A 14,565-nucleotide genomic window follows, 5' to 3' on the forward strand; every position below is an offset into this window, starting at 1 on the left:
CGGGTTTCAGCGGAACTGGTCGCACAGCAGGTCTTCACGCATGCGCCGCCACAGCGGTTCAAGGTGATGCCTGAGCCAGCGGTATTGAGCGTCCGTCAGGGAATCCGAGGTTTCGCAGCAACAGATCAGCGAGCGCAATGCCATTTCCAGCCACGTCGCAGTGTTCAGCTTCGAGGGTTTGGCGAGCAACTGGTCGATGCCTTCCATCAGGGGTGTTTGGCCCAGGCTCAGGTTGCTTTTCACATAGCTGTAGTGACATTCGGGGAGTGCCTGGGCCAGCTCCGCAATGCAGGTGAGCACCGCAACGACGAGTGCCGGCTCGATCGCCGCTTCGCGATTGTCGACGTAAAAGTGCGACTGCATCTGGCGCAGGCAGGCGATGGTCTGCTCTCGCGTCAGGGCCTCTTCCAGTGCCCGGCATTGCAGCCGTGCACTGGAGTAGAAGTGGTTTTCCAGTTGATACCGGGGCACTGACCCTGCCAGCGATTGCCGGACCTTATTCAGCCAGGACAGCCGCTGGAATTCCTGGCGTTCGTACCAGCGCAGCACGCGGGGAATCAGCACATGGGCAAACCAGTGATGAGTGAACTCAGCGTCCCACTGTTTGCGCGGGCTCCAGTGCGGCGTACCGCCACCAATGCGCGCGGGTGACCAACCCAGCGTCAGGTTCTCCTCATGCAGGCCAGCAGTTAAACCGCCCTCCAGGTACACGTAAGTGATCAGGTGAAAACCGGGGTCCAGCTCGGCTGTGCGCGTGGAGACGAACACCTTCAGAACGCCGTTGCCCGGGTTCTCGAAAATATGCTCCGGCGAATCGCCCTGGCTGTAGTCGTGGGCACGCGCATAGTCAATGATCAGCCGCCACAGCGGTTTGGACAGGCTGTACAGCCCATACGTCTCGTTGGCATCACGCTCCAGCCGTTTGAAGCGCAGGATCTGCCAGCTTCTGTCGAGCGCTTCGACAGCATTGCGATAGGGTTCCCAGGCGTGTTGCAACACCCAGATCAGTTCCTCCAGCTCACGGGCTTCAAGGATCAGGCGCGCTTGTCGGGCGCTGAACACAAACTCCTGTGGCCGAGTGTGACTGGGGTGGGCGAAAGGCACTTTGTCGCCCTTGCGATAATGGCCGGCCCATTGCAGCCATGACACCAGTTCTTCGCCGTTCAGGCCCAGGATGATGCCGTTGAGATCGGATCGACCAAACGTCAGGATGGCGCTCGGTTTAAGGTTGTTGAGGGTTGGGACGCAGAGTTCGAAACGGACCGAAGTGTTCTCCAGGGTGACGAAGGTGTCACCGACCTCATGGAAGTGCGCGCGATAGGCATGAGGCTGCGGCTCAGGCATGGACGGCATGTGGCAGAAGCGTTCCATGATCGCCTGGGAGAAAAACGTGCGGACCAGGTCCGGTGCATGCCTGAGCAGTTTCTCGATGTGCTCCTTGTGCCAGATTTCACTGCGCACATCACGAGCTTCCAGCACGCGTTGGGCTCTTCCCCAGGCCTCGACCAGTTGGGTGTCCAGCAGGTCGTTCGACAGGCACAGCAGGTACATTTCGGTGTCGTCGACCAGCGCGCCTTCGCAGAACTCCTTGACCCAGCTCTCGATATCGACCGCGCCGATCTTTTTCCAGCGCTTGACCTGAGCCACGTGACGTTTGCTGGCCAGGGGCAAACGCCAGGTCACATCGATTCCTTCCTGAGCCTGGCCAGAACGGCCGTATTCGAAGGTTTGGGTTGTGTGCCCGTAGTGATGCTGAATCAGTTGGGCGCAGAGTTTCTGAAAGTTTTCCCAGCGCAGTTGATGGAGCGGCAAATGCTCGATTTGCGGGTCCAGCACGTCACCGTCAAAGGGCGTGGGGGCGGTGAGAAGGTCGTCGCAAGAGGTGAAAACAGGGTCGTTTGACATGCGGTTGGTCCAGGCCGTTTCACCGATTTAACCGCAGGCCTGTCCACCGCGACAAGCAACGCGGGTGACTGCATGAGGCGCAGGCAGTCTATCCTCAGTCGCATTGGCGATAAGAAGAGCGTTTTCCATGCTGCAAGTGTCGGGTGTGTTCAAGAGCTACACCACCGCGCAGGGGCCCCTGACGGTGTTGCAAGGCGTGGACTTGCAGTTGGCGTCGGGCAGTAGCCTGGCGCTGATGGGGGAGTCAGGCAGCGGCAAAAGTACTTTGCTGCACCTGATTGCCGGGCTGGACAACGTTGATCGCGGCAGCATCCGGATCGGTGACCAGTGCCTGGAACACATGAACGAACGGCAACGGGCGAACTGGCGGCGCACCGACATTGGCTTGGTGTTCCAGCAGTTCAACCTGATCAGCAGCCTGCGGGTCGAAGACAACCTGGCGTTCCAGGCGCGCTTGGCCGGGCGCTTTGATCCGGTTTGGCAAGCGCAATTGGTGGAGCGCCTGGGCCTTGGGGATTTGCTGCAGCGTTACCCGGAACAGCTTTCCGGTGGGCAGCAGCAACGGGTGGCACTGGGTCGGGCGTTGGCGTCGCGGCCGCCATTGCTCTTGGCCGACGAACCCACCGGCAGCCTGGATGAACGCACCAGCGACGAGGTACTGGACTTGCTCCTGGCATTGCTCGCCGACAGCCCCACCAGCTTGTTGATGGTGACTCACAGCCCTCGGGTGGCGGCGCGGCTGGCGCACAAAGTGGTGCTGCACCGTGGGCGCCTGGCCGATGTGGACGAGCGCTGAGGTGCGGATTTTTCGGGAGACCTTGCGTGCCTTGCTCAGCCACTGGCGGCACCACCCGGTGCAGTTTTTCAGCGTATTGACCGGGTTGTGGCTGGCCACCAGTCTGCTGACCGGTGTGCAAGCCCTCAACAGCCACGCACGGGACAGTTACGCCCGTGCCAGCCAGTTGATCGGCGGTGAACCCCAGGCCAGTCTCGGTCCGATCCAGGGCACGACTTTTTCTCAAGCCGCATTCGTCGATCTGCGTCGTGCCGGCTGGCCGGTGTCTCCAGTGCTGCAAGGGCGGTTGTCGCTCAAGGGCCATGACGAACAGAGCCTGCAGTTGATCGGGATCGAGCCGCTGTCATTGCCGGCTGGCAGCGCGGTGGCCGGGCGTGCCTTGGGCATGCAGCAGATCGTCGAGTTCTTCAGCCCGCCGGGTGTGACCTGGATCGCTGTGCCAACCCTTGAAGCCCTGGGGCTGCATGAAGGCGATCAACCACAAACCCTCAATGGCCAGGCTTTGCCGCCACTGCGCAGTCAGGCGGACATGGCGCCCGGCGTGTTGCTGGTGGACATCGGCGTGGCGCAGCAACTGCTGGCGCTGCCGGATCAGCTGTCGCGGCTGTTGCTGCCCAAAGACTTTGCTACTCGCGAGCCGGCGTTGCCTGGTGAATGGGAGGGGCAGTTGCAGTTCAGGCGCAGCGGTGAAGAAAACAACCTGGCGCGGCTAACTGAAAGCTTTCACTTGAACCTCGATGCGCTGGGTTTTCTGTCCTTCGTGGTGGGCCTGTTCATTGTTCATGCTGCGATCGGTCTGGCCTTGGAACAGCGGCGTGGGTTGCTCAGGACCTTACGGGCCTGCGGGGTCAGTGCGCGGATGCTGATCGCCTGCCTGAGTGTGGAGTTGGGCGGGTTGGCGCTGCTGGGCGGGATCGCCGGGGTGGCCAGCGGTTATCTGCTGGCCAGCCTGTTACTGCCGGATGTCGCGGCCAGCCTGCGAGGGTTGTATGGCGCAGAAGTGGCGGGGCACCTGAGCCTGAGTCCGGGCTGGTGGCTCAGCGGGCTTGGCCTGAGCCTGTTTGGCGCGGTGCTGGCCGGCGCCAACAGCCTGTTGCGTGCGGCCCGGCTGCCGCTGCTGGCCTTGGCGAATCCGCAGGCATGGCATCAGGCGCATGCACGGTGGTTGCGACGCCAGGCCTGGGTGGCGGCGATAGCCGCCGGGGTCGCGGTGATTGCGTGGCGCTGGGGCGACAGCCTGGCCAGCGGCTTTGTGCTGATGGCGGCGCTGTTGCTCGGCGCGGCACTGGCGCTGCCGGTGGTGCTCAACGGCCTGTTGAACCGGGTGTTACAGCGCCGTCGCTCGGTGCTGGGGCAATGGTTTCTGGCCGATTGTCGCCAACAACTGCCAGCCTTGAGCCTGGCCCTGATGGCGTTGCTGTTGGCATTGGCGGCGAACATCGGTGCCGGCAGCATGACCGCCGGGTTTCGCCAGACCTTCAACGACTGGCTCGACCAACGCTTGAGCGCCGAGTTGTACGTCAATCCGCAGAATCCGGCACAGGCCGCCGAGCTTCAGGCCTGGTTTTCCCGGCAAGCAGAGATCAACGCCGTGCTGCCCAACTGGCAGGAGTCCATGACCCTGCAAGGCTGGCCGGTGGATCTGTTCGGGATCATTGATCATCCGCATTATCGTCAACATTGGCCGTTGCTCGAAGCACTGGGCGATAAGCCCTGGGACCAACTGGCCACGGCCGACACGCTGATGCTCAGCGAACAACTGGCCCGCAGGCTCAAGGTCAGGTTGGGTGATCACCTGCCTATTCCGACACCCGGGGGCGTGTGGTCACCGCAGATCATCGGGGTCTATGCGGACTACGGCAACCCCAAGGGTCACCTGTTGGTCAACGACCAACACCTGTTGCAGCACTGGCCAGCGCTGGCGCCGAAACGTTTCAACCTGCGTCTGGCGCCGCAGCGGATTCCCGAAGTGTTGAGTGCGTTGCACACGCGTTTTGCCCTGGACGACAGCCGCATTGTCGACCAGAGCCAGCTCAGGGGCTGGTCGACTCAGATCTTCGAGCGCACGTTCGCGGCCACCGCCGCCCTCAACAGCCTGACCCTTGGGGTCGCTGGTGTGGCGCTGTTTATCAGCCTGCTGACCCAGAGCCAGAGTCGTCTCGGGCAACTGGCGCCGTTGTGGGCGCTGGGCGTGAGCCGTCGGCAGTTGATGTTGCTCAATCTGGGGCAGACCTGGTTGCTGGCGGTGTTGACGCTGGTGCTCGCGGTGCCGCTGGGCATCACGCTGGCCTGGTGCCTGAATACGGTGATCAACGTTCAGGCTTTCGGTTGGCGACTGCCGTTGCAGGTATTCCCGCTGCAACTCCTGCAACTGCTGGGGTTGGCAATGCTGGCGACGTTGCTGGCATCGGCGTGGCCGCTGTTCAAATTGGCGCGAACCCAACCGGCGGATTTGCTGAGGAGCTTTGCTCATGAGGACTAATCGGGCAATCGGCTTACTGGTGTGGGTGTTGGCGCTGATCGGTTGCGATGAGTCAGCGGATACCCAACAGGGGTTTGCCGATCTGGGCAGTCAGGCGGCAGCGTTCAGCCAGGTCACGCCCGGCAGGGTCTTCAGTTTTCCCGAAGATCATGGCGCCCATGAGGGTTTTCGCGTCGAGTGGTGGTACGTCACCGCCAATCTCAAGGATGGGCAGGGGCGTGAATTTGGCGTGCAATGGACGTTGTTTCGCAATGCCCTCAAAGCGGTTCCCGAGCAACCCGGCTGGGGCAACCAGACGATCTGGCTGGGGCATGCGGCGGTCACGTCCGCAACCGCTCACCACGCCGCCGAACGTTACGCACGCGGTGGCGTCGCTCAGGCGGGGGTCAGCACGGCACCGTTGGACGCGTGGATCGATGACTGGCGCTTCGTCAGCGAGTCCGGCAATCCGAACCCCTTGGCCCGGATGCAACTGCACGCGAGCGGCAAGGACTTCGCCTATCAGTTACAGCTCACCTCGGATCGCGCGCCGGTGCTGCAAGGCGATCAGGGCTACAGTCGGAAATCCGAGCAGGGGCAGGCGTCGTATTACTACAGCCAGCCGTTTTTCCAGGCCTCGGGCAGCCTGCAAATTGACGGCGCAACCTATCAGGTCAGCGGCCCCGCGTGGCTGGACCGGGAGTGGAGCAGCCAACCGTTGGGCGCTGCGCAAACCGGCTGGGACTGGTTTTCCCTGCACCTGAACGACGGCACCAAACTTATGCTGTTCCGGGTTCGGCAACAGGATGGCGGCGCTTACCTCACCGGCACCTGGATCGATGCGCAGGGCGTGCCGAAGCACCTGTCCCGCGATGACATCAGTCTCTCGCCGCTGGCCTCGACCGAGGTGGCGGGACGAACCTTGCCGACGCGCTGGTCGATCAAAATCCCCGGCCAGGGACTGGACATTCAAAGCACGGCGCTGAACCCCGCAGCCTGGATGAACCTGCGCATTCCTTACTGGGAAGGCCCGGTGCAGTTCAGTGGCAGCCATTCGGGGCAGGGCTACCTGGAAATGACCGGGTATTGAGCTGTCAGGGGCAATGCGGCGGGTGAAGTTTTCATCAGCGTCTATGCTCCTTCGGCACGCGGCGTAATTGAACTCGGTTGCACATCGCCGTTGCACCTTCATTTCATTACACAGGGAATGTACCGCTATGAAGCTTCACACACTGACCAAAGCCATTTCGCTCGCTACGCTGCTGTCCGCTGCAAGCCTCAGTGCCTATGCCGCCGAGATCCCGCTGTCTCACGCAGTGGAAGCCGATCAAGTGGTCACCAAAGTCATTTCTGTCGACGCGGCCAAGCATCAAGTGGTGCTTGAGGGCGCACAGGGCCAGCCGGTGCATGTCCAGTTAAGCGACAAGGCCAAGGACCTGGGCAACCTGAAGGTGGGTGACAAGGTTAGCGTTCAGGTCACCCACTCGGTTGCTGCCTACCTCGATACCACAGTCGATAAAGGTCTGCCGGATGCGATCGAACGCACCGGCGAAATTCGCGCGACCAAGGACAATCCGAACCCGGGTGGCGAAGCCTTCCGTCAGGTTCAGGTCCAGCTGAAAATCACCGGTATTGACCTGAAGAAGCATCAGCTGACATTTGAAAATCCGGCTGGCGAGAAGAAGACCGTCAGCGTGGAAAAACCAGAAGTTCAGGCCCATTTGAAAAATCTGAAAATCGGCCAGAGTGTCGTGGTGACGTACACCGATGTTCTGGAAATCACCACTCAACATGAAAGTTGATTCAAGGCGCTAATCGGCGATTCACCGTGTGCCAATGTGGCTGGCACACGGTGATGAACTCATCGGTCGATCGGGTGAGAGAATGAAAGCCCGGCCTGTTTCAGACGAATCACCCTGTTTGCAGACATATTGTGTTCAGAATTATTCAGGTTTTGTGCGCGGACAGATGGTTTGCATTCTATTAATATCCTTTCGTTCGCCCAGTGTGAGGGCTCTTTACCGGTGCATGGATTGCCAGGCCATAACACTGGGCGAACACCTCTTCTAACCGGTCAATCGGCACTCGGCGCATTGGCTTCATCCCCTCATCCTTTTCCTTTCAATGAGACTTCATTGAACGGTCCTGCATATTGCAGATAAGATGCGCGGCATTGTTCAGACCAAGGAAGAAAGCGGCCATCCGGGCCGTTTTGAAACGGATGAAACCACTCTCGCTTTATCACCCCATTCTGTACTGGCTGCGTGTTCGGCAAAAAAGAATGTTCCGACAGTTTGCCTGGAGGTTCTCCAGCCGAACGTATGCGCAACCGACGGGCTCTGCACCTCGATTGGCCTACCGCTACATCAAGCACACTTCCAAGTTGATCAGGAAACTCGGTAACTCCGACCTGGCATTGCAGCACAACAAAGTCATTAACCTGAAACTGGCCGTGAGCAGTATCGACGCGGTGGTCATTGCTCCGGGCGAGTACTTCTCTTTCTGTCGTCTGGTCGGTCGGCCCACGCGTAAGCGCGGGTTTGTCGAAGGCATGGAGTTATCGTTTGGTGAAGCCCGCAGCGGTGTCGGCGGCGGGATCTGTCAGTTGAGCAACCTGATTCACTGGATGGCGATTCACTCGCCGCTGGTGGTGACCGAACGCTCCAATCACAGCTTCGATCCGTTCCCCGATGAAGGCCGGGTGCTGCCGTTTGGGTCCGGGGCGGCGATTTTCTATAACTACATTGATCTGGTGCTGCACAACCCGACCGACAGGCATTTCCAACTGAAACTGCATGTCGGTGAGCAGCAACTTGAAGGTGAGCTGCTGAGTGATCAGCCGAGGGACTTTCGTTATCACATCTATCAACTCGGACACCGCTTCGTGCGGGACAGCGGCCGGGTTTTTCGTGAGAACGAAATCTGGCGTGACGTTCTCAGCAAGGGACAGAACAGCGAGTTGGTGCGGCGTGAGCGGTTGTACAAAAACCGGGTCGTGGTGAAGTACCCGGTAGACGATCAACAACTGGCGGATGCCCCGCAACCGGCAGGGCAGTAGCGGCATGACTCGTTCGGCAAAACCCTGAGTGCGGGTGTTAACGCGCTCACCCCTCTTGAGGCGGCATTCTGTGACGGCGCTGCCACAGCCTGCGAAGCAGGTTCACGGCATACGCAACGCTCAAGCCGGCACTTGCGTAAATGACCCAGGCCTGGGCCGGGCTGCGCTCCATTGACGGGTAGTGGTAGAGGCCGAGCGCCAGTGATGCAAGTATGACCGTCAGCATCAGTATGTTGCCGGTCAAGGGTTCGTACTGGCGGTAGTCCCAGTCAATATAGGGGTCGGGCAGGCCCTCGATCCTGACAATACGCCTGTCCTTGACGGTCGCCTCGAGCGTCACCTCCTGGCCCGCTTGCAGGTGCTCGGCCATCAGTTGGCGGTAAGGTTGCATGCCCCAGACTTGTTCGTCGCCAATCAACACCGGGTAGGCCAGTTCGGGGTCTTGGCTATAGATCCCGCGGAGGCGGTTGACTGGTTCCGGTCGGTGATGTTTTTCCAGGGTGATCGGGAGAAAGCCCAGCAGAGCCGCCAGGGTGCCGAGTACAAACCAGCCTTTATCCTCAACCCAGCCCGTTGCCATCATCCAGAACAGCAGCATGCCGAGCACCACGGCCAATGAGCCAAGCAAGCGTCGGGTATCCGGTACATCGGAATACAAGACGTACACGTCAATGCGGCGTTCGGTTTTACGGCTGCGGCGCTGGCCAAGCATCTCGATGTTCTGTCCATTGATGCGAGGCCCCGCAATGCCAAAGTCCCACTGCGCCCAGTGGCGTTCGTTGTCTTCGACCTGCTGCGCGAAGCGCTCAATGTCGTAGCCTTCGTTGAGGCGGATGACATAGGCGCGCTCCTTGCCGCACACCACGTCGAGGGTGTTCTCGCCGTGCTCGTTCAGAAATGGTTTCGCCAGGGGGTGCAACATCACCGGCAGGTCGCCGATCAGGTTCATGCCTTGCCATTCACGCATTGTCCCGCCACGACGGTAGCTGCCTGACAGCCGATGCACATTGCGATCAAAGGTTTCCTTGGGGTAGTACCTGGCCAGCAAGCGTTGTTGCTCCACCGTTGCACAGTGCAAGGGTTCGCTGCGGCGAAACCATTTGAACGCATTACGGTACAGGGCGATCTTGCCGACGAAAATCAGCATGCCGGTGATTTGAAGCAGCAGTAGACCGGCCTTGATCATGAGCATTGGGGGCGATGCCTTGTCGGGGTATCAGTGACGATGTTGAAGAGGGAATTCATGGGCGTCCTTGCAGGTCAGCAGTCAGTTTGCATGGTGTGTTGTGGGTTCCTTACAACTGTTCCAGATCAATCGTGCAGCCGAATTTTTTGAGCTTGTTCAGGAAGTCATCGAAGGTGATAACCGGCCGGTCGGCATTATGAATGGCGTACTCATTGCGCAGTCGCCTGAAGCGTTCACCGACCGTTTTTTGATAGACGGGGCTCAGCGCGTTGATCAGGTCATAGCCCTGCGCTGACATGAACGGGGTGTCGGCGCGCATGCAGTAATAACTGTGAATGTTGAGCAACAAGGAGTCCGCATCTTCGTAACAGTCTTCAAGGGAGTCCAGGTACTCGATGAATGACTTTTCCAGCAGTGGGTTCGGCGCGTCGTATGATTTGAGAAAGCCACAGAGCCCTTGCCAGTTGTTGATATAAAGGTGTTCGCCCCATTCACGGTCATAGGAAAAGTAAATGCCCTGGCCCTTGAAGAACATCGGCATTTCGCTTCTTTCCAGGGCGATTTCAAACCGGGTTTTCGGGATCACGTGTACTCATTCTCCATCAGGGCGCGGTAGCGAGCAAAAGTCGAAACACGGTCAGATTCGCCGTCGATGAGTTGTTCATAAAACAACGGGTCATCGGCCCACCTATCGAACACCAAACGGGTTGCAGGCGTTCGACGGGCTCCCTGATCGAAGCTGAGCCGCCAATACGTCGAGAACCGCTCATCCACGACCTCGAACAGGTCTGCGGCATAAGGCTTGGGGTACTCATCGTCAAGCGCATTACACAGATAGAACCAGGGGCAGTTGTCCCACATTTCTATGCCGTACACCGTGTACATCTTGCCCCGATCAAGGTCGATCTCACCGCCGGGCATGCGGATGTAATGCTGGAGCCGGGCTAATACGTCCGGGTCCTGGAGGTCATTCAGGTTGTTTATCTTGCAAACGACTTTCATAGTGCCGGGCCTGTGGGTCGAGGGCTTGCGGGGCGGTTTATCGCGCCAGCATGTAAGACTCGATTTTCTCAATGAACTCGGCTTTGCTCCGGGTCCTGAAGTCACCGAGAAAGACCTCCGAGTTCTTGATGACCTTGCACGCTTTGTCATATCGGATGGTCAGGAATTCGACCACGAACTCACCTTCAGGGTCGCCTTCGGGTTCGAGCCTGGCGTCGAAGCAGTCACCGGTACTGCGCCTGACGCCACCCAACAGGACAGCGCTGCTGAACCAATCCGCTGTTTGCGGCGTGAGTTCGACGTCGAACAGGTTGTTGATCGTGATGGTCCAGCCACTTGGGACTCGCAGGGCTTGTAGTGCGTACTTTAAGGGGGCGGCCATTCTAGGGATTCCCCAAAGAGGTGTGGCGTGAGCGCACGTTGCACAGACGCTCAGCCAACTCACTGAACACCGGATGCGGGTCTTCTTCGGGTGAGAGCAGTCGGTTCATCCGTTGCACGTGTGCAACATCGTCATACAGGTCGATGGCGACCCACCCCCTGGACCAGAAATCCACGGTGCCGAGTAGACCACAGCCTTTGAACTCGACTCGTTCGAGATCGCCAAAATCGCCCTCCATAAACGATGAGTACTCAAAGGCAAAGTGGTGTATCAGCGGTTTTAGGTGTTTGTTGAAGTAACCGATGTCCATGTCGTTTTAAATCGGGTGCCAGGCGGGATGTCTGTCGAGGAGGGGGCTTTTTAGCACGAATGGAGATGCACAGCGACACTGCCGCCAGGGAGAGGGGGGCAGATTACCCCTCTCTTTTAAAAAAGAAGCGGGCCTGCGTTTGAGCAACCCGCCTGTGAAGGGCGATGCGAGTCGGTGGCTTAAGCCCCAACCATCCACTTGGTCAGCCCATGGCGACCACTGACCCCCAGCTTCGCTGCGGCGCGTTTGAGGTAGGTTTCGATGGAGCTGTTTTTTACACTGAGTTTTTCGGCCATTTCCGGCACGGTGCCCCCGGTCAACAGTCCCAGGCAGACCTCTTTTTCTCTCGCCGACAAGGTGATGTCACTGAGTGACAGTCGCTCGTAGAACTCACGTTGCAACTGTGTCTGCTTGAGTGCAGCGGCCGGTCCTTTCACCCAGGTTCCAAGCTTCTTCAGCGTGGTTTGTCGACTGATCTGGGCATGGCGCTCCAAGAGTGGCAGCAGGGTCTCGGAGAGGTTTTTCAAAAACGATAACTCACTCAGGGAAAACGCGCGTTGGGTATGAGGGCGGTACAACGAAATGAGGTTGCGACGATTGGACTTGCGTGAAACCAGGTTGCACTGATGGGACGTGTCTCTGGTGTGTTTGCTGTGGGTTTGCGCATTCATTTGAATCAGCAGTGAATCATCCATTTCAAGCATTTGCTTGAGCAGTGGGTGATCGTCCTGGTGACTTGAGACGCAGGGCGCCGGGACCTCTTCCTTTAACCCGGCGCTACCCAGCAACTTGATATCAAGAATGCTTGCCTGACGCTCGTCCAGCGTCCACTCACTGAGGTCGATCATGCTGACCGGCACTCGTTTGTCGACCAGATGGAGCATGTTTGCCGCAAAGTGGTCCTTGCCTGTGTTTGATACCAACTCACCCAACTCGAAGTAAAAGTGCGGGTTCTCTATATTGTCGATACTGCTGGTCAGACTCATATCCCTATCATCCTTGATGTAGACAAATCGCCGAACGGTTAACGGTTGCCGGTCTGATTTCGGGCGCAATCAGTTCTCCTTGAACGTGATTTGGCACCCTGAATTTGATTTAAGCCGATGCATTTGCCCTACGTCTGTAGCGGAAACCGGGGACACACCGTGCCATGAAACCGGTGTGATTAATCCGGCGCTTCTGGCGGTCAGGTAGTTTTGGGGGGCACAAAAATCGTTCAGTTACACCGATACAGGCCTGATAAACGTCATCTTTATGGGGGGAGAGCCTGTCGGAAGGAAATAGTGGTCAGCACGTTGTGGTTAATTTCCTACGTCTATTTAAGCGTTTCCTTAGCGATCTTTTGGAAAACTACTACACGCAACCTTCAGAACCGAATGTCCGGCCACTGAGGAAGGGATTCACTGGGGCCCGCACATTTTGTACCCGGTTTCCGGGACAGTTGGCTCGCCGCCGCTGCGTAAACTTGATGCCTTGGCACGCTTGCACGGCGTGGATTGCGTAACAGGCAGCGACCCAACGCGCCAGGTCGCCGGTTCCTCTGAGGGTACGAATGAATGAATAACGAGCAAGAGAAGAAGCCCAGGTCCGGCTCGGTCTTGCGCCTGCTCTGGAAGCATCATCCCTGGCTGGCGTTCTTTACGGTTGCGACCGGTATTGCCAGTGGCGTGGCGGCAATCTCGGTGATCAATGTGATCAACCGGGCCATTTATGAAGAAGGCTCGCGGCTGCAGTCGCTGTACTGGTTTATCGGCCTGAGCGTGGCGGCACTGATTCTGCGCAATGGTGCAAACCTGTTCCCGGCGTATGCCAGCATGCAGTTGATGACCCGATTGCGCATTGCCCTGTGCCAGAAAATTCTGGCCTCGTCGCTGGAAGACGTGGACCGACGTGGCCCCCCCAATGTCCTGACCCTGCTGACCAACGATATTCCCCAACTGAACATGACGTTGCTGGTGGCGCCGGTGGTGCTGGTTGAATCGGCTGTGTTTATCTTCGGTCTGGCCTACCTGGCTTATTTGTCCTGGATGGTGTTTGCCGTCACGGTCTGCTTGTTGATCGTGGGGGTGGCGCTGTACATCTTCTTCTTCCTGGGGGGTGTGAAATTCACCAATCGTGTGCGTGACGAGTTCACGGCTTTCAATGAACACACCCATTCGCTGGTGTTTGGCTTGAAGGAGTTGAAACTCAACGGTATTCGCCGTCGCTGGTTCGGTCGTGCGGCTATTCAGGTCTCGTCTACGCGTGTGGCGCGCTACAAATTCATTGAGCGTGTGTGGTTCGTGTGTGCCGAGAATGTGGGGCTGATGACTCAGTCGCTGCTGATTGGCAGTCTCGTGTTCGCGCTGCCGCTGTTGGTGGTAGTCGATAGCCAGGTCATGACCGCCAGCGTGCTGACCGTGTTGTACATCCTGGGGCCGCTGGGCCTGCTGATCGGGGCGATGCCAGTCATGGCGCAAGGGCGTATTGCCGCTGAGCGCCTGGCCGAATTCGGGTTCTTCATCAACGAGCATCACCCGGACATCGACGCGTCGGAAACCGCCAACGTGTTGCGCCTCGATCATAAAAAGCACTGGGGCAAGATCGAACTCAAAGGCGTAGTGATGAACTATCAGGGATCGCAGGCCGATAAACGCAGCGGTTTTGCGTTGGGGCCGATCGACCTGAGCATTCGTGCGGGGGAGCTGATCTACATCGTCGGCGGCAACGGCAGTGGCAAGAGCACGCTGGTGAAGGCGCTTTGTGGGTTATACGTCGCCCAGGCTGGGCAGATACTGCTCGATGGTGTAGCGATTACCGAAGCGTCGCGCAGCGACTACCGCGATTTGTTTTCGGCGGTGTTCAGCGATTTTCATCTGTTCAACCGGCTGATCGGCCCGGAAGGCGACGAGGCCAGTCCGGCGCTGGCCCGCAAATACCTTGCGACCCTGGAACTGGAGGACAAGATTGATATCGAGGGGCTTGGCTTCTCGACTACCAAAGCCTTGTCATATGGCCAGCAAAAGCGCCTGGCGCTGGTCTGTGCCTACATGGAGGACCGCTCGGTCTACGTGCTGGACGAGTGGGCGGCGGATCAGGACCCACCGTTCAAGCGTTTCTTTTACGAAGAGCTGCTGCCGGATCTCAAGCGTCGCGGCAAAACGGTCTTGATCATCACCCACGACGATCAGTACTTCCAGTTGGCTGATCGGATTATCAAGGTGTCGGAAGGCCGGATCGTTTCCGACGTCACGTTGGCGGTGCGCGACAAGCGCGCCTGAGCCTCAACGACCCTGCGCCCGCGTGCCATCAACCTCCTGATGGCGCGCGGGCGTAGTCACGTGTAGTGCCCTGAAATCCGCTCCCGGCCTGGGTGCCAGTGCACTCGAAGGCACTGGATTTTGCTGTCCGGGTTTCAGGTGTCATACGGGCCGCAGGGCCAGTGTTTAAATTCCTCGATACCTCTACCGGGGTTATTCCGTTTTG

General features: G+C 58.7%; 12 protein-coding genes and 1 pseudogene. 6 read left to right on the plus strand and 7 right to left on the minus strand.

What is annotated here, in order from left to right; translation table 11 throughout:
- Positions 1-6: 6 nt before the first annotated feature.
- Entirely contained in the window at positions 7-1,905 is a 1,899-nt protein-coding gene (locus tag AC1Z1G_RS11045) for a hypothetical protein (protein WP_483626951.1), read from the minus strand.
- 235 nt (positions 1,906-2,140) lie between these two features.
- Here AC1Z1G_RS11045 and AC1Z1G_RS11050 point away from each other — a divergent pair.
- The 5 genes and pseudogenes from AC1Z1G_RS11050 to AC1Z1G_RS11070 all read left to right on the plus strand — a co-directional run.
- Positions 2,141-2,525, plus strand: a pseudogene (locus AC1Z1G_RS11050) (ABC transporter ATP-binding protein); the annotation flags it as partial.
- Positions 2,526-2,702: 177 nt separating this feature from the next.
- Positions 2,703-5,183 carry an ABC transporter permease gene (locus AC1Z1G_RS11055; RefSeq protein WP_483626952.1) on the plus strand — a complete coding sequence of 827 codons (2,481 nt, stop codon included), beginning with the start codon at positions 2,703-2,705 and terminating at the stop codon, positions 5,181-5,183.
- Positions 5,173-6,252 carry a lipocalin-like domain-containing protein gene (locus AC1Z1G_RS11060; protein ID WP_483626953.1) on the plus strand — a complete coding sequence of 360 codons (1,080 nt, stop codon included), beginning with the start codon at positions 5,173-5,175 and terminating at the stop codon, positions 6,250-6,252. Before AC1Z1G_RS11055 ends, AC1Z1G_RS11060 begins: the two co-directional genes overlap by 11 nt.
- Before the next feature lie 127 nt (positions 6,253-6,379).
- The gene (locus tag AC1Z1G_RS11065; RefSeq protein ID WP_483626954.1) at positions 6,380-6,964 is read left to right on the plus strand and encodes a hypothetical protein; all 585 of its coding nucleotides are present in this window, start codon (positions 6,380-6,382) and stop codon (positions 6,962-6,964) included.
- Between the two features lie 419 nt (positions 6,965-7,383).
- Positions 7,384-8,220, plus strand: a complete 837-nt coding sequence (locus AC1Z1G_RS11070) for a VanW family protein (protein WP_483626955.1) — start codon at positions 7,384-7,386, stop codon at positions 8,218-8,220.
- 46 nt (positions 8,221-8,266) lie between these two features.
- Here the strand turns inward: AC1Z1G_RS11070 and AC1Z1G_RS11075 are convergent, their stop codons facing one another.
- The 6 genes from AC1Z1G_RS11075 to AC1Z1G_RS11100 form a co-directional block, all read right to left on the minus strand.
- On the minus strand, positions 8,267-9,412 hold the full coding sequence (locus AC1Z1G_RS11075; RefSeq protein ID WP_483626956.1) for a hypothetical protein: 1,146 nt from the start codon (positions 9,410-9,412) through the stop codon (positions 8,267-8,269).
- Positions 9,413-9,515: 103 nt separating this feature from the next.
- Positions 9,516-9,992 carry a hypothetical protein gene (locus tag AC1Z1G_RS11080; protein WP_483626957.1) on the minus strand — a complete coding sequence of 159 codons (477 nt, stop codon included), beginning with the start codon at positions 9,990-9,992 and terminating at the stop codon, positions 9,516-9,518.
- The gene (locus AC1Z1G_RS11085; RefSeq protein WP_483626958.1) at positions 9,989-10,408 is read right to left on the minus strand and encodes a hypothetical protein; all 420 of its coding nucleotides are present in this window, start codon (positions 10,406-10,408) and stop codon (positions 9,989-9,991) included. The genes AC1Z1G_RS11080 and AC1Z1G_RS11085 overlap by 4 nt, the downstream gene beginning before the upstream one ends.
- A 37-nt stretch (positions 10,409-10,445) precedes the next feature.
- The gene (locus AC1Z1G_RS11090; protein ID WP_483626959.1) at positions 10,446-10,790 is read right to left on the minus strand and encodes a hypothetical protein; all 345 of its coding nucleotides are present in this window, start codon (positions 10,788-10,790) and stop codon (positions 10,446-10,448) included.
- 1 nt (position 10,791) lies between these two features.
- Entirely contained in the window at positions 10,792-11,100 is a 309-nt protein-coding gene (locus tag AC1Z1G_RS11095) for a hypothetical protein (protein ID WP_483626960.1), read from the minus strand.
- A 179-nt stretch (positions 11,101-11,279) separates the two neighbouring features.
- Entirely contained in the window at positions 11,280-12,086 is an 807-nt protein-coding gene (locus AC1Z1G_RS11100; protein ID WP_483626961.1) for a helix-turn-helix transcriptional regulator, read from the minus strand.
- A gap of 570 nt (positions 12,087-12,656) precedes the next feature.
- Between AC1Z1G_RS11100 and AC1Z1G_RS11105 the strand changes: the two genes are divergently transcribed.
- Entirely contained in the window at positions 12,657-14,360 is a 1,704-nt protein-coding gene (locus AC1Z1G_RS11105; RefSeq protein WP_483626962.1) for a cyclic peptide export ABC transporter, read from the plus strand.
- The last annotated feature ends 205 nt before the right edge of the window (positions 14,361-14,565 follow it).

The sequence above is a fragment of the Pseudomonas sp. JL27(2026) genome (assembly GCF_056933555.1).